Consider the following 17,656-nt stretch of genomic DNA (forward strand, 5'->3'; position numbering starts at 1 on the left):
TTCATCCAGGTGGCGATCGCGCAAAGCGCACGCGATCGCGATCTGATGGATCGTTGCTCTTGTGTTGGTGCATCTGACTGGTTCGTACTACCTGTACTGCTGTCGCGCCAGATGAGGCAAAATTAGAATTCTATCTCTTGGCAGATGTTTTCCGACAATCGCCCAATTCATGTTTTTTGCCTCACTCCCTCACTAGCCATGCGTTGGAGTAGCTTGAGTATTATTTTGTTTGTCATCACAGCAGCAGCTATTAGTAGTTTTTACCAAGTGATTCACGGATATAAGCGATCGTGGATTTTCGATGCCGCAGTCTATTCTCAACAAGCATGGCAAATTATGTTGTTTTTAGTTTATTTTGTCGCAATTCCTGTCGGTACATTTCTGATCCACGAACTTATACACGGTTTGGCTTTCATTGCCTTTGGTGGTAAACCGCGATCTGGAATAGGAATCGAACATTTTCTTCCCTACGGTTACACGACTGCACCGAGAAGGCGTTTTTCTCGCAATGCTTTTTTAGTCATTTCGCTGGCTCCTTTATTTGCGATCGACGCGATCGCTATACTGTTACTAGCTGTTTTACCTCAAGCGCCTTGGTTAGGCTGGGTAGCCATTCTCAATACTGCTGGCGCAAGTGGCGATCTTTGGATTGCAACGCTACTGCTGCGCTGTCCGCGATCGGTTACAGTGGAAGACCGTAAGACAGGAGTAGCTATTTACGCGCCTGCTGATGTCGATGCTCGTTCCCTGCCTTTTCGACAACGCGGCATGACTAAATCTACATTCCAAAAATGGCTAGATTTGACCGTTTTAGTAATTGGATTGATAATTTTCGTCAGTTTTCTCCTACCTATATTATTCGATCTTTTAAACGTGCCTTCATTTACAGTTGGCACTGATTCTTTACAGCTTTTAAATTGGGAAAATAGTCCCAAAGGATTTTGGATCTCGTTTAACCCGTGGCTCTGGATAGCGATCGCTACCGTACTTAGTCTATTAGGAGTGTTGTTTAAGTCGGTGAGCGATCGCTCAGAATCGTAAACGTTATTTTTAACCGCTCTAAATCTCCACCACTTTTCCACTTTTAGCTCTTATATTAAAGAACAAATCAGACTCTTTACATCAACAAACTTTGTTGTTTAGAGCATGAGTCATAGCATATTCACGCTGTAAAGATGCTTTCTGATGATTTCTGAGCGATTCGGTCTAAAAATTCAATAAAAATGGTTTTTTATGCGAAATCCTCGTCCTAGTAACGTCATGCTGAGTATTATTATGGCAATTACTACGCTATTTACTCTCTTTGCGATCGGTGCGTTAATCAATCATTTTGCTAAAAACTTCGTCAACGAGCAAGAGCTGGGTAAATTAGAACAAACAAATATTCAAGCATGAAGGTAAGTATGTATTAATACTTACAATCGGAAGATGTAAAAATTTAACGTGAATTTTCGAGTTGTAGTATTCTTTTTAAATAAATCAAAACTTTTGAATGCAAAAACAGCAAGCGATCGCATCCAGCAATAATTCGCTTGAAATTGAGAAGGAGAAGAAAATAGTGATGAGCAAAAAAATTTTAGTCATTGATGACGAAGATGATATTCTAAAATTGGTTCAAACCTGCTTGGAAATTATGGGAGGATGGCAGGTAATAACTGCTCATTCTGGTCGGGAAGGCTTTCATTTAGCCCAAGATAACCAGCCAGACGCAATTCTTTTAGATATTATGATGCCCGATGAAGATGGTTTATCTACTTTAAAAAAACTCCAATCTAATACAAGAACTAGCAAGATTCCAGTAATTTTACTCACGGCCAGAGGACGTTTTATCGAACAGAAATTTGACCATTTAGGTGTGAGAGGTGTACTTAATAAACCATTTAATCCTTTAAAGCTTGCCGAACAAGTGGAGGCAGCCTTAGCTTAAATAGAAACATTTGTCTGCTCACACCTATACTTAGATTTCGGCAGTTGCCCGCTTTATAAATATCTTCCATCGCATCTGAAATTTTACTGGTGTACGTGATTTTCTTGGTAATGTTAATAATACAAAAGTTGGCAAACAAGACTTCGCCTGCTTTAGCGTGACCGATCGTAGGTGTCATGCCATCTAAAAAACTCAATTTTTGGCGAAAAATCTTGTTGAAAAATTTAGCATAGATTGCTAGATTCTCTTTTCTGTAGTAGTAGCGATCGCTCGTACTTAAGTAGCAAACAGCGGGCGTGCTAGCTTCAATTTTAATCGCTAAGAGAGCTGTTGAATTGATGATTTAGGAGTATTTGTAATGGTTGTCATTCCTTCAACAATTGCTTGCGGCTACTGTTCTTATTGTTGTTCGGGGTATCATTCTCAATGCGATAATTCTAATCCCAACGGTAGTAGTGCAGGGACGGCTTTTTTCGGTGGTCCTGCCGAGACTGGTTTCTTTAACGGCTTGCAAGCAGAATACGCTCGGATTCCCTTTGCTAATGCGTGTCTGTTATTGATGCGTATAATAGCAATTTTCGATTGTGTGCGTGATACGGGTAGGGCGCACGGCTGTGCGCCCCTACGGACGTGTATTTTACCCAATTGAAAAACGCTATAAGGCATTCGCTCGACGACAACCAGGCTGGGTGAAGGTAGAATTAATCCCAGGAGTCGCAGCGTAATCTCTACAATTCACTCGCAATCGCTTTTCAAGCTTCCTCAACCGATTAGGGGAGGCTTCCACGAGTTTTCCACCATTGCAATCTAAGTTGAAGTTAGCTCTGTCTTCAGATCCAGAGTTAGTTAAAGCTATTTAGAAAGGCTTGCAGTCATGAAATCACAAAAATGGCGTGGGGAGACAATTAAGCGAATTTTCAAACAACCAGTCTTATATCTAGGCATACTTGTAATTGGCAGTTCTGCAGGATGCGAATCTTTTGGAAATAGAGAAGTTCAAGTCCAACCTTCACCGACCCAACCAGCAGCAAATTTACAAAATAATCCTAACTTTGTCACTGAAGTTGTCCGAGATGTAGGAGCGGCAGTTGTACGGATTAATGCTACCCGTACAGTTGAAGTTCCCACAGCTTTTAGCAATCCTCTGATTGAGCGATTTTTTGGGGAAAATCCATTTCCTCCCGAACAGAAAGTTCAACGCGGTATCGGTTCGGGATTTATTATCAGCCAAGATGGTCGCATCCTGACTAATGCCCATGTGGTAGAAGGAGCTGATAAAGTATCAGTCGTGTTAAGAGATGGTCGGAGTTTTGCTGGAAAAGTTGTGGGTGCAGATCCAGTTACAGATGTAGCAGTAGTTGATATTGAGGGGACAAATTTACCTACAGTTGAGCTGGCTAATTCCGATAATATTGCTGTCGGACAATGGGCGATCGCCATTGGTAATCCTTTAGGTTTAGACAATACCGTAACTCAAGGAATTATTAGCGCTACAGGACGCAGTGGTTCTGATATTGGTGTCAACGACAAACGGCTTGATTTTATTCAAACTGATACAGCAATCAATCCAGGTAATTCTGGTGGACCCTTACTTAATGCTCAAGGCGAAGTTGTTGGCGTGAATACTGCAATCATTGGCGGAGCGCAAGGTTTAGGCTTTGCGATTCCAATTAATACAGCTCAAAGAATTGCCGAGCAGTTAATTACAACTGGTCGAGTCGAACATCCATATATCGGCGTGCGACTGATTGAACTAACACCAGAAATTCAACAGGAAATTAATCAAAGTAACCTTGGTTTTAAAGTCGCGCAAGAACGGGGAGTTTTAATCGTACAAGTTGCTCCTAACTCTCCAGCAGCGCGTGCTGGTTTGCGTCCTGGTGACATTATTACTCAAATTAACTCAACCGAAATTCAAAATGCTGACTCTGTACAAGACGCAGTAGAAGCAACGAATTTAGGCAAGACATTACAGGTTACAGTCAATCGTAATGGCTCGACTCAACAGCTAACGTTGAAACCAGAACAGTTACCATCTCCCTCCAGATAGAAGATTTTTGGTTGTAAATCGTCAACTCTACTTCTAGGCAATTATTTTCTGTTGAAAACTTTTTATAAACATAAGCGACATACCCTCGCAGGAGAAAACCATGTCTGAGTTAATCCAAAATTCTCTTCCAACCCCAACGAAACAGCGATTTGCTGCTACTTTTCGCGTTGTCAGCCGCTTTAGCTTCTGGATACAGTTGGCGTTAGCTAGTACTTCCGGTATTATTTTAATCTTTGCCGTCTTTAGCCGCAGCCTCAGTGCAGTCACAAATAATGCAGCCATTGGTTTTAGTATCTTTTTTGCTGTAATTGGCGTATTACTTGCTGCTTTTAGAATATTTTGGGCATTTAGAGGACGAGTTTTAGCCAGACGCTTGCAGTCGAGCGATCGCACCGTGCATCCGCGCAAAGAAGAAGTAATTCAAGCTTTGAAGATTGGTTTAATCGCGAGTTTTGTGGGAATGTTGTTAGCTTTTATCGCATCTGAGGTTAGCGCGATCGCCGTGCTATCACAATCTTTAGCTGTACCCCAAGGCATAGCTGTGTACCAGCAGGGAAATGTGATTCGTTCGTTCGATATTCTTGTCATCCTAGCTAATGTCAATTTAATTGGTACTCACTTAGTTGGTAGTCTTACTTCTTTAGGACTACTCGAATGGATAGACTAAGCAAGTCAAAAGTCAAAAGTCAAAAGTTAAAAGTTAAAAGTTGAGATCGTGAACTTCAATAGGCGGATGTGTTCCGATTTCAAGCGTTTTAGGACTTGGTTCAAAAATGCTTTGAGGCTAGCAACTACTCCAATTGGTTGAGTCAAAGTCTATCTTAAGTAGCAAATGGTGGAGAAATTAGGTTTCTCCACGAGTTTTCCACTATTTGAATCTAATCTGAAAATAGATTCGGTCGAAACGGAAACGATCGAACTGTACACCAGTTCAAACAATTGAACTTACACCCCCCAGTTGAGCGCTCAACTTTTTCTCTTTACTGCCTGGGATAGTCAGATGCGATCGCAAACAATAATCTCTATGGCAGGCTTCCTGACTTGAGTGAGGCTAATACTCTTGCCTACGTAGAATCTATTCGATCGCTGAAACGGAACGCTAATTAAAAAAATGGCTTTACTAAAACTGAAAGATCTCTATCCGCAGATGATAAATAGAATGAGAGATAGTGCTGTTATTGGATTTACTGTGTATGCAAATGAAGACGAAAAAGTTGGCACAGTCAAAGATATTTTAGTGGATGAAGACACGGGAAAGTTTCGATATCTGATTGTCGATCTTGGTTTTTGGATTTTTGGAAAAGAAGTTTTACTTCCAATAGAAAAAGCGCGAGTAAGTGCTGTAGAAAGAAGAGTGGACGCTGAAGGATTAACAAAAGAACAAGCAGAGAATTTACCTGAATTTAATGACGATTTGAAACTCGACCGCGATCGTGAAGCTCGCGTCAGCAATGCTTATCATCCTGCAAACAACAATCCTTCAATTCAACCAGGGCCGATCGCGCCAATCGATCCAATGGTATTGAATACTACTGCAACTTTAAACAAACCGTCATGAGTTGTTTTGTCAAAAAGTAGCACGCGATCGCCTCTTGTAGCTAATGCAAACTGCTTGAATCTAACCAAAACACTTTTAATTGGAGTTTCAAATGCATAATAAAAATAGAATTCAACCTAAAAAAGTTGGGATAGTAGGAACCATTTTTGGTGGCTTACTAATTGGTATATCAGCAATTCCTCTAGTGGCATCGGCACAGGGATCTCAGGTACTCAATCCTTGTCCTCGGATTTACTACGAAGAACCTTTCAATAGTACGCGCCTAGCTCCTGAAGGCTGTCCTCCTAATGCCGCAACTAGAATAGTGCAAGGACAAGGTACGCCTGAAGCAGCTCGTCCAGGAGCAACATCAGCAGATCCTTACTACTCCCCAAGAATGCGCGATCGAACAAACCCACCTGTCACGCCACCTCTACCAGAGAACCGCTCTCAGGCAGTTGCTAAAGTCATGCTGATGGATGGCAACGTCAGCGTTAGACTGAAGAATAATACCAATGCGATCGTTACTTATGAGGCAGTCGGGTATACACAACGCCGAGTTTTACCAGGCGGAGAAGAAACTGTACTGCAAAATCTGCCTGTACCCGTAACCGTGACTTTTACGCGCCAAGACGATGGTTTTGTGCAAGTCATGCCCATGTCTGCATCCAAAGATGGAACGCTAGAGGTGGCGTTAGATGAGGACGCGAACCCCCGCGATCGTAACCAAGGCGTTCTGAGAATTCAAAAAGATGGTCAAGTCTTCTTGAACTAATTCACTTCCGCAAAGGCTAGATAATTCGTACCCACAATCATCTAGCACTAGTCAAAACTGTATTTAAACATTTTGACTTTTGACTTTTAACTTTTGACTTACCTAACAGGTGCAAGGAGATTTTCTCAATGTTAAATAAGATCTGGAATACTAAAAGCGCGATCGCCTTAGCACTAGCCGCGATCGTTCTTCCGGCTTGCACGAATCAACTAGAAACAAACAGACCAGCAGCTCCCACAGGAGAGACTGCGACACAGCCACAAGCAAATACTCCTGCATCTCCAGCAGGAAACGTTACCACAGACGAAGTGACCGATAATACTGCCCAACTGATCGGTAAGACTGTAACGGTAAGAAGCGAACCCGTGAGAAAAGTTGGTAATAACACTTTCACGATTAGCGACGAGGAATTTTTTGGCAATGAAAACATTCTAGTTGTTAATGCTTCAGGGCAGCCTTTAGCTCTCCCGACTGACGATGCAGAAGTTCAAGTCACAGGTGAGGTACGCAGATTTGTAATAGCTGATGTTAATCGAGACTACGATTTTCTGGAGTTGGAGCCGAACCTGTATGTAGACTACGAGGGCAAACCAGCAATTATCGCTCAGTCGATCGCGCCCGCACCCGAACCAGGGGAAATTACTTCAAATCCAAAACAATATTACGGCAGAACTCTAGCTGTAACGGGCGAAGTTGAGGAAATCCTCAGTCCAACTACTTTTACCCTGGATGAAGACCAACTATTTGGCGCTAGCGACTTACTCGTGTTAGTAGCAAATCCTAAAACAGGCAACACAGCAAACACGGCAGTTAAAGAGGATCAGACAGTTGCCGTCACAGGTGTACTGCGTCCCTTAGTCGTCGCTGACCTCGAAAGAGAATATGATTTCAATTGGGATGAGGGTTTTGTAAAACAGCTAGAAGCAGAATACAGCCAAAAGCCCGTACTCGTCGTTCAATCTGTCTATCAGTCTGCAATTCCCAGAGCAGCTAAATAGGTAGGAATGACTTAGATAGTTGTTGGCGATCGCGCTCTTTACATTCCTAGAATAATCATTACTGGCCAGAGGATTAAACCTGATAGGGCAAAAAAGGAAGCAGTTATCGCGATCGCCAAACAGAAAATAGCTTTCCACCAACTGATTTCATGTACGCGATGGATAGCAATTGTCAGCGTTACTAACACGGCGATGCTGATGAGAAAAGAGAACAAATCTCCCAAAGCCTCAGACCATCGACTCATCGCGATCGCTGGCGCAGTAAAAATCAGGGGATAAAGACCAGTAGCGATCGCTTGCATGGTGGCACGTCCATCTGCTCGTCCGCCCAATAACTGTGCTAGTAAATTCACCGCCGCAGATAACCAAAACCACCCCAACAACCCAGCAAACAGAAACAGTAATGCAAATCCGATAATTCCACCTACACCCAGTCCTGCCGCACCTGCTGCATTGAATGCCAGTATAAAGATGATTAGCAACCCAATTGAGATCGCAACTTGAGCGGAAAATCTCATTTCAACTGGTTTAAAAAATGTGGTGTAGAGAGAATTGAGCATCGCTTATTCCCATAAAGCTAGCGGAATTTTCTGCCAGCGAGCCATTTGCAATTCTCGATAACTGGGAAGAAACTGTTCTAAGGATGTTGAGAAAAAGATGCCCAAAGAATCTTGCCAGCCAGGAGAAGAGTAGTTACGCACGCTCGGTTCTCCAGAAATTTTGGCTAATTGAGCTGCTTTTATTAAAGCATCGTGGGTATTTCCCAAGGAATCGACTAACTTAACTTGTTGTGCTTGAGCGCCTGTAAATATCCGTCCATCTGCTAGTGGTTTCAGTTGTTCTAACGAAATGTTACGACCCGCAACTATAGCATTCAGAAATTGTTGATAGGATTCGCTGACAATCCCTTGTAAAATTGTCTGTTCTCCAGTTGAAAGATCTCGAAATGGCGAGAGAATATCTTTGTACTGACCGCTTTTGATGTTACCTGTTTCCACTCCAATTTTATTTAGTAAAGGAGATAAATTTTGAGTGCGAATAATCACTCCAATTGAACCTGTCGTAGTGGCGGGGTTAGCGACAATATGATGAGCCGCGCTAGCGACGTAATACCCTCCGGAAGCGGCAACGTCGCCGAAACTGGCAACAATCTGAATTGGAGTTTCTTGGCGGACTCGCATCAGTTCGTTATAAATAGCCTGAGAAGCAGCAGCAGTACCACCAGGACTATTAATGTGCAATAAAAATGCTTTTACTCCGTCTTTACGAGCTTGCCGAATCGATTTAATAATGGCATTAGAATTAGAATTATCAACGCTACCGAAAGGAGTTGTGGGGCGATCGCTAATTGTGCCGTAGATTTCGATTAAAGCAACGTTAGCTGTGCTACCTGTCCCACCTGGAGACATGGCAGTTTCAGCTCTAGGAGTGCGACCACCCAGCCAATTTCCCAGTGCTGCCAGCAAGCAAATAACAATTATGACTAAGGCAAAAATTCGATCTAAGCGCACGATATATCTACAATTGCCTCCAAGAGCAGCTTCTATCTTCTGTTAGTTTATCTCAACTTAAATTCATCTATTAATAAACTTTAACTTTATTAACGATATTGCCTTAAAAAAATCTTTTGTTTGCTCATTACTTGAGAGAGTAGAGTAGGCATTGCTCGCCAGCCGCTTGAATTTTATGGGTTGAATTGATTCGATCTAGTTTTAGTACAGATTTCTCAATAAATATCTCCTCACCTGAATTTCACGAACTAAGTTGAAATGTGATATTTAACACAATTAGCGATCGCGGCACAAAGAAATGAAATTACGATGAAATACCCGCCCTTCATCTGATAGAAATTAATGTTACTTCGTCAGATAGAGATGTAGAGTATATGAAATTTATATATTCGCAAAGTAAGCGTTTAAAAGGAGAAATATTATGCCTCATCAACAATATCAAACTAGTATTGACGCTGCAATTCACTGCGCTTACGAGTGCGAACACTGTGCCGATGAGTGTTTGGGTTCGATGCCAGAATGCGCTCGGCTGTGCCGCGACTGCGCTCAAATCTGTTGGACGATCGCAGGTTTTATGAGTCGCAGTTCCCGCTTCATTCCGAATGTCGTTCGTGCCTGCATAGATATCTGCGAAGCTTGTGCTAGCGAGTGCGAAAAGCACGATAACCCACACTGCCAGAACTGTGCTAAAGCTTGCCGTCAAGCAGTGGAAGAATATCGCAAGATTGCAGGCATTGCCGCAGCACGAGCCTAGTTAACTCTGAATTCAGAACTAAGAGTCATTCGGGGACAGACAGATGAAAGGAGATGGTAGGGGACAGGCGCAGCACCAAGAGCGATCGCATCATGAGGAGCATAACCCACATCACGCTCATCACCAGCACGAGCAACGTGCAGATACTCCTCATCACGGACACGCCGGACATTCTGGACATGGGGGACACGCCGGACATCACGATCCGGCAATTTTCAAGCGAAGGTTCTTTATCTGTTTAGCCCTCACCATCCCCATCCTCTATTTCTCTGCACAATTGCAAGAGTGGCTGGGATACGAAGCGATCGCTTTCCCTGGTTCTAACTGGATTAGTCCTATCCTCAGTATTGTCATTTACTTCTATGGTGGCTGGGTATTTTTGCGCGGAGCCTGGAGCGAACTGCACAGCAAAATCGGCATGATGACGCTGATTGCATTGGCTATTACCGTAGCTTTTGTATACAGTATTGCCGTTTCCCTCGGTTTGCCTGGGATGCCTTTTTACTGGGAACTGGCAACACTGGTAGATATTATGTTGCTAGGACACTGGATTGAGATGGCTTCTGTAGCAGGAGCCAGCCGCGCTTTAGAGAATCTAGCCGAACTCGTGCCAACGCAAGCTCATCGATTGCAAGGCAGCAAAATCGAAGATGTGCCTGTGAGTGAAATTGCTGTAGAAGATATCATTCTGATTCGTCCAGGGGAACAGATCCCCAATGACGGCGTGGTAATTGAAGGAGATACGAGCGTGGACGAGTCCTTTCTTACAGGAGAGTCTCGTCCCGTTACCAAACAACAGGGGGATGAAGTCGTCGCTGGTTCTGTCAATGGTGAGGGTTCGGTACAAGTTAAAGTCACCCGTATTGGTGGCGAAACCACAATTAGTCAAATTATGCGCTTGGTGGAGGAGGCACAAGGATCGAGAAGCCGCTACCAAGTATTAGCCGATCGCACTGCATATTGGTTGACGCTAATCGCGATCGCGGCTGGTACGATTACGTTTGTCGTTTGGCTGTGGCTAAGCGATCTACTATTTGCCATCAATCGCAGCGTCACCGTACTCGTGATTACCTGTCCTCACGCTTTGGGGTTGGCGATTCCCCTGGTGATTGCTAATTCTACAGGTCTAGCCGCCAAAAACGGGATCTTGGTACGCAACCGCGATGCGCTGGAACGGGCAAAAGATATTAAAACAATGGCATTTGATAAGACTGGAACCCTAACAGAAGGTCGGTTTGGCGTACAAAAAGTTTACGTCGATCGCGTGGATGAGATGACAGCATTAGCGATCGCTGCTGCTTTAGAAACTCCTTCCGAACATCCCTTAGCTAAAGCCGTCGTGACAGCCGCCCAACAACAAAGGCTGGATTTACCGCAGATGTCTGACTTCAAAACGGTAACGGGTAGGGGAGTAGAGGGCAAGATTCGCGGTCAAATCTACCGAATTGGACGACCAGAATGGGTATCGGAACAAAAATTGCCCATCTCTGCATCTCTGCAAGCAGGATTAGCAAAAGCAGACGAACGAGGTGAGAGTGCGGTCGTGTTGATGGACGATCGCCAAGCTATTGCCGTCATCTCGATGGCAGATCGAGTCAGAGAACGGGCGCGTCAAGCCGTGAATCAATTACACGCCAAGAACATTCAAGTCGTGATGATTACTGGCGATGCCCAAGCTGTTGCAAAAACAGTGGCTCAAGATTTAGGGATCGATCGCTATTACGCCCGCGTTTTACCGGAAGAAAAGGTCAAAATTATCAGCCAGTTGAAACGAGAAGGAGCAACTGCGTTTGTGGGGGATGGTATCAACGATGCTGCTGCTCTTTTAGAAGCAAATATTGGCATTGCGATCGGTGCGGGAACGAATGTCGCAATTGAATCGGCAGATTTAGTCCTAATTGAGGACGATCCGCTCGATGCCGTCAAAGCTTTAAATTTGGCACAGAAGACTTATAGCAAGATGATTCAAAACCTGTTCTGGGCGACGGGATACAACGTCATTGCAATTCCTCTGGCTGCTGGAGTTGCGTATGCTTGGGGAATTCTGTTATCTCCTGCCATAGGTGCGTTATTGATGAGTCTTTCTACGGTAATTGTGGCAATTAATGCCGTGCTGTTGCGCCGCGCCAAGCTGGCTTAACGGATAATAAGGTAGTAATGTTGCTGCAATAAGCAAAAATGATATAAAAAAGCAGTGTTATTTTTCAATCACACTGCGAATAGCTTGGGTTTACAGCACAAAGCTAGCGAATCTCTTCTCGCTTATCGACAATTTCAACTTCAGGGCGATCGTCTTTGTCTAGATCTATGGTTCGGCGATCGCCTACATTCTCATCCGTGTAAGTTGCTGTTTGCCGATTCATTGGCGCAGGAGAGGTAGTAACATCAGCGCGATCGCCGCCCTCCATATCGTACACGTTCCACTGCTGGATGCCCCGATCTCTTAACAGGGAACCTGCGCGATCGATCTCTGACTGCGTACCTTCGATCATTACCAAGTAATCGCCTTGAGATATGCGCTTGTCGTAAGCTTTAGCATCCTCTTCAGGAATTCCCAATCCAGTCAATGCGCCTACAATTGCACCTGCTGCTGCACCGATCCCAGCACCAGCTAAGGTGGTTGCCACAGTCCCAGCTGCTAGAAATGGACCGACACCTGGAATAATCAAAGCTTCTAGACCTACTAGTAAGCCGCCAACACCACCCAAAGCAGTACCAGTTACAGCACCAATCCCAGCGCCTTCTGGTGATTCGTTGTCACCGCGATCTTTCATGTCGTTGCGGTCTTGTACGCCTACGCCTGCAATCTCTTCGTTGCGGTCTGCGTCTTTAGCCAACACGGATACTCGATCCGTTGAAAAACCGGAATCTCTTAATGCGTTCAGTGCGTTTTCAGCTTCTCTACGGCTGCGAAATACACCAACTGCACGTTTGTATTGTTGAGTTGCCATTTTTCCTCCTAATACTCAAATGAATGTCTCTACGCGATCGCTATTGCTGGATGGAACTAAGGATTTTAAGTATTAGCCTTAGCGCGTTCTTCTACAAAAAGTAGATAAATCTCTGCAAGTTCTTCACTTTTAAAAATCTTGTCAATCCGAGTAGCCAGTGTTTAAAACCACTCTCGCAATTCATCTTTACTTACAGACTTTTAGTTAATACCATCCATCTTTGACTGGTCTGGGCTTTTGGTTCTGGAACTGTATCGGGCTAGATGGCAGTTCCTCGCTTGCAGACCTAGCAGTCGAGCGCGTTATTACTAGCTTCTATGCTGTAGCCAAAATTTACATCAGTCTGTAGATTTAGCTTGGCTCTACCAAAAGAAGGGGAGCTACTATGTAATACTGCATATCTATTTTTTGAATAAGTAATACATCACAAAGAAACTAACTAGATGCTGTCAGATTATTAAATAGATTTGATATAAAAGAGTTAGACGATTGGATCGAACCAGCGATCGCTTTGGTTGGTTTGCTTTTTCGCTGGAATCGTCGATCCCCTTTTAATCCTAAACCTGGGTAGGGTTTAGCCGTCGTTGGTTTCACAGTAAAATTAGCGTCCTCCCCAACTTTTCCACTTTTTTAGTTCAACCTGGAATTAACCTTATTTCTCAAGCTTGACGCGCGATCGCCCAAGCACCCCTCGAAGTTATGTCTAACATTTCTCCCCGCCGCCCTTGGTTTTATCCATTAATTACCTCTTCAGTCGCAATTGGTGTCGTTGTCGGTGCGCCTCAACCTGCCCCAGCCGCTCCTTTGTGGGAATTGCTGCTTCGCGGCGCTCAAGTCTATCAACTTTACAACGTTTCCGATCGAGAAGAAGTCCAGCTAGGCAAGCAGATTAACCAGCAGTTGGTTGGCGAACAGTTTCAACTTTATAACAATGCTCGCATCAATAACTATGTCGATCGCATCGGTCAGCGATTGGCAAAAAACAGCACTCGCCCAGACATCCCCTACACGTTTCAAGTCGTCAAGGACGACAGTATCAATGCCTTTGCTACTTCTGGCGGCTACGTTTACGTCACTACGGGCTTACTCAAAGCCGCAGATAATGAAGCACAACTAGCGGGTGTATTGGCACACGAAATCGGTCACATCGCCGAAAGACATCTAATCGAACAGATGCGAGAAACTGCGATCGCACGCGGTCTGGCTTCTGCTGCTGGTCTAGATGAAAGTACGGCAGTGCAATTAGGTGTAGAACTGGCTTTGCGCCGTCCCAATAGCCGCTCTGATGAGTTCCAAGCCGATGCCAGAGGCGTACAAACTTTAGGAAAAGCTGGTTACGCCCAGGTTGCTATGATTAACTTTCTAGAAAAGTTACGCAGCCAGCGATCGGTTCCTACATTTCTAAGTACCCACCCTGCAACAGGCGATCGCATTGCCAGACTGGAAAAAATTATCGACTCCCAACAAGCAAATCGAGGTGCAGGATTAAATGAATCTAACTATCAGGCACAAACCCAACCGTTGAACTAGTAAACAAGTTAAAAGTCAAAAGTCAAAAGTCAAAAGTCGGGAACTCAACATCAAGATCGAGTAGGGGTTTAATGATGAAGCGCGGCTTTTCTGCAAAGACTATTTGGTTGCTGCTTAAGGATACTACAACGAAGTGGCAGAAGGATAAAGTATCTCTGTGGGCAGCCGCGATTGCTTTTTATACGATTTTTTCCATAGCACCTTTGCTGATAATTGCGATCGCCATTGCTGGTGCAGTATTTGGTCGAGAAACTGCCCAAAATCAAATTGTAGGGCAAGTTCAAGAACTGATCGGCAAGCAGGGAGCGCAAGCCGTTCAAGTGATGATTCAAAATGCTCAGCAGCCAGGTTCGGGGGGGACTTTAGCAACTCTGTTTGGGATTGCCACGCTGCTGCTAGGCGCATCTGGTATTTTCGGACAACTGCAAGAGGCATTGAATACGATTTGGAATGTTCAACCACAGCCAGGAATAAATATTAAAAACTTCGTGCAAAAACGTCTGCTATCGTTTGCAATGGTACTAGTCATCGGCTTTTTGCTGATAGTATCTCTGATTGTCAGTGCTGTACTGGCTGCGATTGCTAACTTTTTTGGTCATCTATTCCCAGCCTGGATTCGGCTGGGACAAATTTTGAATTTTATTTTTTCTTTGGGTGGAACAACAGTGCTATTTGCTCTAATTTATAAAGTTCTCCCCGATCTCAAAATTGCCTGGAGCAATCTTTGGATTGGAGCATCTGTTACTGCCTTGTTATTCAATTTTGGTAAATTTTTAATTGGGCTGTATCTGGGTAATAGCAGCATTGGCTCTAGTTATGGAGCAGCAAGTTCTTTAGTTATCGTATTAATTTGGGTCTTTTTTTCAGCTCAAATACTTCTATTGGGAGCAGAATTCACTCAAGTTTATACTGAGCAACACCGCTCCCAAATTACTGCTAATGAATAAAGCTCCGAACATCGATTTTTCTTTCAAGAGTCATTGGACTATCTCCTTATTACTCTTGAGTGCCAGTTTATTGTTGCTATTCTGCCTCTGGGATTTTAGCTATAACTTACAGGCGCGATCGCCCTGATACACCGATCTATCCTCGCTATCCACCATCTGAGTCACATCGTCTCCCAATAAGGCTGGATTCCGCTCTACAGTTGTGTTGTCTGCACTGCGCCAGTAGTCGCGTTGCTGCCCAAAGGGCATCAGGAGGAGATGCTGTATTTTATTATCCTCAGAGTCAGAATAAGCGGGAATGCCAATGGTAATTTCTGAGTGAGGGACGTTTAGGTGCAAGTTACGATAGTCCTCAGAAGGATGTTTTTTTGAAAAAATTGGTATTCTTTTGCTCGTAACACTTCTGCACTAGCCTGAGATTGCAGTTCAACATTTACCTTATGCTTGGATGGTAAGGTAATCCATCTCTACACTTTGCAATCGATTTAGCGAACGAGGCAAGATCGGTCTTAAGTTAGAGTTCGTACTTTCTCCACGAGTTTTCCACTATCTCTGTCTATCTTCAAACTATAGCCAATTCAATTTGGCTGTAAAGTTGATGTCGAGGAGCTTGGAGAAATAGCATGACTCTTTACCCCTGAAACACCTGCGTGAATGGACTGTGCATGAGTTGAACCAGCACAAAGACGATCCCAATGTCACGGTGTTGGATGTCCGCTCGGATGAAGAGTACAGCAACGGTAACGTGCCTGGTGCTAACCACATTTACGTACCGCATTTAGAAGAGCATCTTGACGAGTTAGATAAGATTCAAACTATTGCCACCTATTGCGGCAGTGGTTATCGAGCTTCAATCGCTGCCAGTCTTCTACAAAAGCATGGTTTTGAGCAGGTCATCAACGTCCCTGGTTCGTGGAATGCTTGACAGACAGCTTCGCTACCTATCGAGCGGCGTAAGGATGCAGCGATCGGCATGAATTAGTTTGCATCTATAGAATTCACCAGCGACCTATGAAAAAAATTAAGTACGTTCTATTAAGTTTATTAGGCTTAATTAGTGCAATTCTGATTTGGGGTTTGCTCGAACCATACCTAATTGACGTAGAACCACAAGTTGCTGCAATTCCCAATCTACCTGCTGCTTGGTCAGGGCAAAAAGTTGCAGTTATCGGTGATTGGCAGATAGGAATGTGGCTGGACAACACCCCTACTATTCGTCAAATTGTACGGCAAATAGTTAAAGAGCGTCCCGCGATCGCGTTGATTATTGGTGACTTTATTTACTCTCCAGGTCAGAACCCCAGCGAAGAAATTAACCAAGCAATCGAGCTTGTCCGTCCGCTACCTGCCTCCGGTATCGCAACCTATGCCGTGTTGGGCAATCACGATTATGGCATGAAAGCAAAGGATGCTCCTCCAAACGTAACTTTAGCCGCTAATTTAGCTGAGTCTTTAGAAGCGGCAGGCGTACAAGTGTTGAAAAATGAAGCTGTTGCGATCGTACCGTCACAAGATAGAAGCCAAACATCAGCTAAAAGCGATCGCATCTATTTAGTAGGTGTAGGATCGCACTGGGCTAATGAGGACAAACCAGCAGCAGCACTGGCTGAAGTACCAGACTCAGCACCCAGGTTTGTCATGATGCATAATCCCGAATCTTTTGCCCTGTTTCCCGCCAATACTGCACCTGTGGCTGTAGCAGGACACACTCACGGAGGACAAATTCGCTTGCCATTCACTCCAGAATGGTCTTGGTTGACTTTTACTAAAAAAGATCGGGTTCATGCTGACGGCTGGAGCGATGGATTTGGAAAGCCAGGAAACCATCTTTACGTGAACCGAGGGATTGGTTTTAGCATCATACCAATCAGAATCAATTGCCCGCCTGAAATTACTTTGTTTGCACTTCAGCCAGCCCGCGAATCTGCCTAAATGCTGTTGTCGCGATCGTTGATTTTAAAAGGCATTCACTCTAAAAAGAACAACTCTGTAACGGCAATCGATCTAATAGGAAATTACATTCAACGAAAGCGAGTTAAGTAGACTATAAATATTAAAATATCGTCTAAATCGAGAGAATTTGATGTTTATGATTTGCTATGGTTGCAAAGTTTAAGTAAATTAAACTAAACGAACTTAAATAAAAAAATATTATCATTCAAAAAATAGTTTTCAGAAATGTTTTTTTGGCTAGCATTAAAATAAATTGCAAAAGAAATACTAATAATATTCTATCTCTTTAGAACGAGATTACAAAGTTAGTTTTATCGCTAAAGAGCGATTTGTTTTAAATTGATAAGCATTAAATTGATAAAGAAGTAGATACATAACAAGGAGAAGATTAACGATGCGGCTTTCCAGCTTTTCTAAAATTCTAGGCATAAGTGCGATCGCAGTAAGTGCCACAATCCTACCCCTAAATATGCCTGCTAACGCCCAAATTATTGCACCTGATGTCGAGCGTGAAGACATTTACGAAGACGAAGATGATGGTTTTGATTGGGGCTGGCTGGGATTGATTGGTTTATTTGGTTTGGCTGGTTTAGCAGGTAAGAACAAACGCCAAGAACCTGTTATAGAACGAGACGCTCGCTTAGGAAATCGGATGATTGAAGATCGCGAACCTACTGCATATCGAGATCCCGATTCAAGCGATCGCACTGGTTATCGTTGATA

The 17,656-nt window shown here is 43.8% G+C and carries 20 protein-coding genes; 16 read left to right on the plus strand and 4 right to left on the minus strand.

All coding sequences use genetic code 11. The features are described from left to right. The first annotated feature begins 144 nt into the window (after window positions 1-144). The 9 genes from QH73_RS22515 to QH73_RS22555 all read left to right on the plus strand — a co-directional run bounded on the left by QH73_RS22515 (window position 145) and on the right by QH73_RS22555 (window position 7,287). Window positions 145-1,041 (plus strand): DUF3267 domain-containing protein, encoded by an 897-nt coding sequence (locus QH73_RS22515; RefSeq protein WP_039714367.1) that lies wholly within the window; start codon window positions 145-147, stop codon window positions 1,039-1,041. A 192-nt stretch (window positions 1,042-1,233) separates the two neighbouring features. Then, window positions 1,234-1,395: a hypothetical protein gene (locus tag QH73_RS22520; RefSeq protein ID WP_165587766.1), complete on the plus strand. Its 162-nt coding sequence runs from the start codon at window positions 1,234-1,236 to the stop codon at window positions 1,393-1,395. A gap of 163 nt (window positions 1,396-1,558) precedes the next feature. Continuing rightward, on the plus strand, window positions 1,559-1,927 hold the full coding sequence (locus tag QH73_RS22525) for a response regulator (RefSeq protein WP_039714724.1): 369 nt from the start codon (window positions 1,559-1,561) through the stop codon (window positions 1,925-1,927). A 358-nt stretch (window positions 1,928-2,285) separates the two neighbouring features. Then, on the plus strand, window positions 2,286-2,576 hold the full coding sequence (locus tag QH73_RS22530) for an alcohol dehydrogenase catalytic domain-containing protein (RefSeq protein ID WP_236147135.1): 291 nt from the start codon (window positions 2,286-2,288) through the stop codon (window positions 2,574-2,576). Between the two features lie 225 nt (window positions 2,577-2,801). Beyond that, complete coding sequence (locus tag QH73_RS22535) at window positions 2,802-3,977, plus strand: HhoA/HhoB/HtrA family serine endopeptidase (protein ID WP_039714366.1); 1,176 nt, start codon at window positions 2,802-2,804, stop codon at window positions 3,975-3,977. Between the two features lie 100 nt (window positions 3,978-4,077). Beyond that, complete coding sequence (locus tag QH73_RS22540) at window positions 4,078-4,644, plus strand: DUF3611 family protein (RefSeq protein WP_039714365.1); 567 nt, start codon at window positions 4,078-4,080, stop codon at window positions 4,642-4,644. Window positions 4,645-5,088: 444 nt separating this feature from the next. Continuing rightward, window positions 5,089-5,535, plus strand: a complete 447-nt coding sequence (locus QH73_RS22545) for a PRC-barrel domain-containing protein (protein WP_132867483.1) — start codon at window positions 5,089-5,091, stop codon at window positions 5,533-5,535. 91 nt (window positions 5,536-5,626) lie between these two features. Then, entirely contained in the window at window positions 5,627-6,289 is a 663-nt protein-coding gene (locus QH73_RS22550; RefSeq protein WP_132867484.1) for a hypothetical protein, read from the plus strand. A gap of 128 nt (window positions 6,290-6,417) precedes the next feature. Then, complete coding sequence (locus QH73_RS22555) at window positions 6,418-7,287, plus strand: hypothetical protein (RefSeq protein WP_039714363.1); 870 nt, start codon at window positions 6,418-6,420, stop codon at window positions 7,285-7,287. 38 nt (window positions 7,288-7,325) lie between these two features. Here the strand turns inward: QH73_RS22555 and QH73_RS22560 are convergent, their stop codons facing one another. Together QH73_RS22560 and sppA are read right to left on the minus strand one after the other, a co-directional pair. Then, entirely contained in the window at window positions 7,326-7,847 is a 522-nt protein-coding gene (locus QH73_RS22560; RefSeq protein WP_039714362.1) for a YIP1 family protein, read from the minus strand. A 3-nt stretch (window positions 7,848-7,850) separates the two neighbouring features. Next, window positions 7,851-8,798 (minus strand): signal peptide peptidase SppA, encoded by a 948-nt coding sequence (gene sppA, locus QH73_RS22565; protein WP_052289885.1) that lies wholly within the window; start codon window positions 8,796-8,798, stop codon window positions 7,851-7,853. Between the two features lie 421 nt (window positions 8,799-9,219). Here sppA and QH73_RS22570 point away from each other — a divergent pair, with 421 nt between their 5' ends. Together QH73_RS22570 and QH73_RS22575 are read left to right on the plus strand one after the other, a co-directional pair. Then, window positions 9,220-9,552: a four-helix bundle copper-binding protein gene (locus tag QH73_RS22570; protein ID WP_039714361.1), complete on the plus strand. Its 333-nt coding sequence runs from the start codon at window positions 9,220-9,222 to the stop codon at window positions 9,550-9,552. A 43-nt stretch (window positions 9,553-9,595) separates the two neighbouring features. Continuing rightward, complete coding sequence (locus QH73_RS22575) at window positions 9,596-11,692, plus strand: heavy metal translocating P-type ATPase (protein ID WP_039714360.1); 2,097 nt, start codon at window positions 9,596-9,598, stop codon at window positions 11,690-11,692. A gap of 103 nt (window positions 11,693-11,795) precedes the next feature. On the opposite strand, the gene QH73_RS22580 is transcribed toward QH73_RS22575, so the two are convergent. Continuing rightward, entirely contained in the window at window positions 11,796-12,503 is a 708-nt protein-coding gene (locus tag QH73_RS22580; protein ID WP_039714359.1) for a general stress protein, read from the minus strand. A gap of 699 nt (window positions 12,504-13,202) precedes the next feature. Here QH73_RS22580 and QH73_RS22585 point away from each other — a divergent pair. Together QH73_RS22585 and QH73_RS22590 are read left to right on the plus strand one after the other, a co-directional pair. Beyond that, window positions 13,203-14,033, plus strand: coding sequence for a M48 family metallopeptidase (locus tag QH73_RS22585; RefSeq protein ID WP_039714358.1), 831 nt, complete (start codon window positions 13,203-13,205; stop codon window positions 14,031-14,033). 71 nt (window positions 14,034-14,104) lie between these two features. Further along, window positions 14,105-14,980, plus strand: coding sequence for a YihY/virulence factor BrkB family protein (locus QH73_RS22590; protein WP_039714357.1), 876 nt, complete (start codon window positions 14,105-14,107; stop codon window positions 14,978-14,980). Window positions 14,981-15,079: 99 nt separating this feature from the next. Here the strand turns inward: QH73_RS22590 and QH73_RS22595 are convergent, their stop codons facing one another. Further along, window positions 15,080-15,319, minus strand: coding sequence for a hypothetical protein (locus QH73_RS22595; protein ID WP_201278295.1), 240 nt, complete (start codon window positions 15,317-15,319; stop codon window positions 15,080-15,082). A gap of 322 nt (window positions 15,320-15,641) precedes the next feature. Between QH73_RS22595 and QH73_RS22600 the strand changes: the two genes are divergently transcribed. From QH73_RS22600 to QH73_RS22610, 3 genes are all read left to right on the plus strand, one after another. Further along, window positions 15,642-15,905, plus strand: a complete 264-nt coding sequence (locus QH73_RS22600; protein ID WP_039714356.1) for a rhodanese-like domain-containing protein — start codon at window positions 15,642-15,644, stop codon at window positions 15,903-15,905. 86 nt (window positions 15,906-15,991) lie between these two features. Beyond that, entirely contained in the window at window positions 15,992-16,912 is a 921-nt protein-coding gene (locus QH73_RS22605) for a metallophosphoesterase (RefSeq protein ID WP_039714355.1), read from the plus strand. 415 nt (window positions 16,913-17,327) lie between these two features. Then, window positions 17,328-17,654, plus strand: coding sequence for a WGxxGxxG family protein (locus QH73_RS22610; protein ID WP_132867485.1), 327 nt, complete (start codon window positions 17,328-17,330; stop codon window positions 17,652-17,654). Window positions 17,655-17,656: the final 2 nt, after the last annotated feature.

Source organism: Scytonema millei VB511283 (assembly GCF_000817735.3).
In the GTDB taxonomy this organism is placed as follows: Bacteria; Cyanobacteriota; Cyanobacteriia; order Cyanobacteriales; family Chroococcidiopsidaceae; genus Chroococcidiopsis; species Chroococcidiopsis millei_B.

What these genes read in the sequence shown, in the direction of transcription:
- QH73_RS22515 (WP_039714367.1), top strand. Translation starts at nt 145, where the DNA reads ATGTTTTCCGACAATCGCCCAATTCATGTTTTTTGCCTCACTCCCTCA.
- QH73_RS22520 (WP_165587766.1), top strand. Translation starts at nt 1,234, where the DNA reads ATGCGAAATCCTCGTCCTAGTAACGTCATGCTGAGTATTATTATGGCA.
- QH73_RS22530 (WP_236147135.1), top strand. Translation starts at nt 2,286, where the DNA reads ATGGTTGTCATTCCTTCAACAATTGCTTGCGGCTACTGTTCTTATTGT.
- QH73_RS22535 (WP_039714366.1), top strand. Translation starts at nt 2,802, where the DNA reads ATGAAATCACAAAAATGGCGTGGGGAGACAATTAAGCGAATTTTCAAA.
- QH73_RS22540 (WP_039714365.1), top strand. Translation starts at nt 4,078, where the DNA reads ATGTCTGAGTTAATCCAAAATTCTCTTCCAACCCCAACGAAACAGCGA.
- QH73_RS22545 (WP_132867483.1), top strand. Translation starts at nt 5,089, where the DNA reads ATGGCTTTACTAAAACTGAAAGATCTCTATCCGCAGATGATAAATAGA.
- QH73_RS22550 (WP_132867484.1), top strand. Translation starts at nt 5,627, where the DNA reads ATGCATAATAAAAATAGAATTCAACCTAAAAAAGTTGGGATAGTAGGA.
- QH73_RS22555 (WP_039714363.1), top strand. Translation starts at nt 6,418, where the DNA reads ATGTTAAATAAGATCTGGAATACTAAAAGCGCGATCGCCTTAGCACTA.
- QH73_RS22560 (WP_039714362.1), bottom strand. Translation starts at nt 7,847, where the DNA reads ATGCTCAATTCTCTCTACACCACATTTTTTAAACCAGTTGAAATGAGA.
- QH73_RS22570 (WP_039714361.1), top strand. Translation starts at nt 9,220, where the DNA reads ATGCCTCATCAACAATATCAAACTAGTATTGACGCTGCAATTCACTGC.
- QH73_RS22575 (WP_039714360.1), top strand. Translation starts at nt 9,596, where the DNA reads ATGAAAGGAGATGGTAGGGGACAGGCGCAGCACCAAGAGCGATCGCAT.
- QH73_RS22580 (WP_039714359.1), bottom strand. Translation starts at nt 12,503, where the DNA reads ATGGCAACTCAACAATACAAACGTGCAGTTGGTGTATTTCGCAGCCGT.
- QH73_RS22585 (WP_039714358.1), top strand. Translation starts at nt 13,203, where the DNA reads ATGTCTAACATTTCTCCCCGCCGCCCTTGGTTTTATCCATTAATTACC.
- QH73_RS22590 (WP_039714357.1), top strand. Translation starts at nt 14,105, where the DNA reads ATGATGAAGCGCGGCTTTTCTGCAAAGACTATTTGGTTGCTGCTTAAG.
- QH73_RS22605 (WP_039714355.1), top strand. Translation starts at nt 15,992, where the DNA reads ATGAAAAAAATTAAGTACGTTCTATTAAGTTTATTAGGCTTAATTAGT.
- QH73_RS22610 (WP_132867485.1), top strand. Translation starts at nt 17,328, where the DNA reads ATGCGGCTTTCCAGCTTTTCTAAAATTCTAGGCATAAGTGCGATCGCA.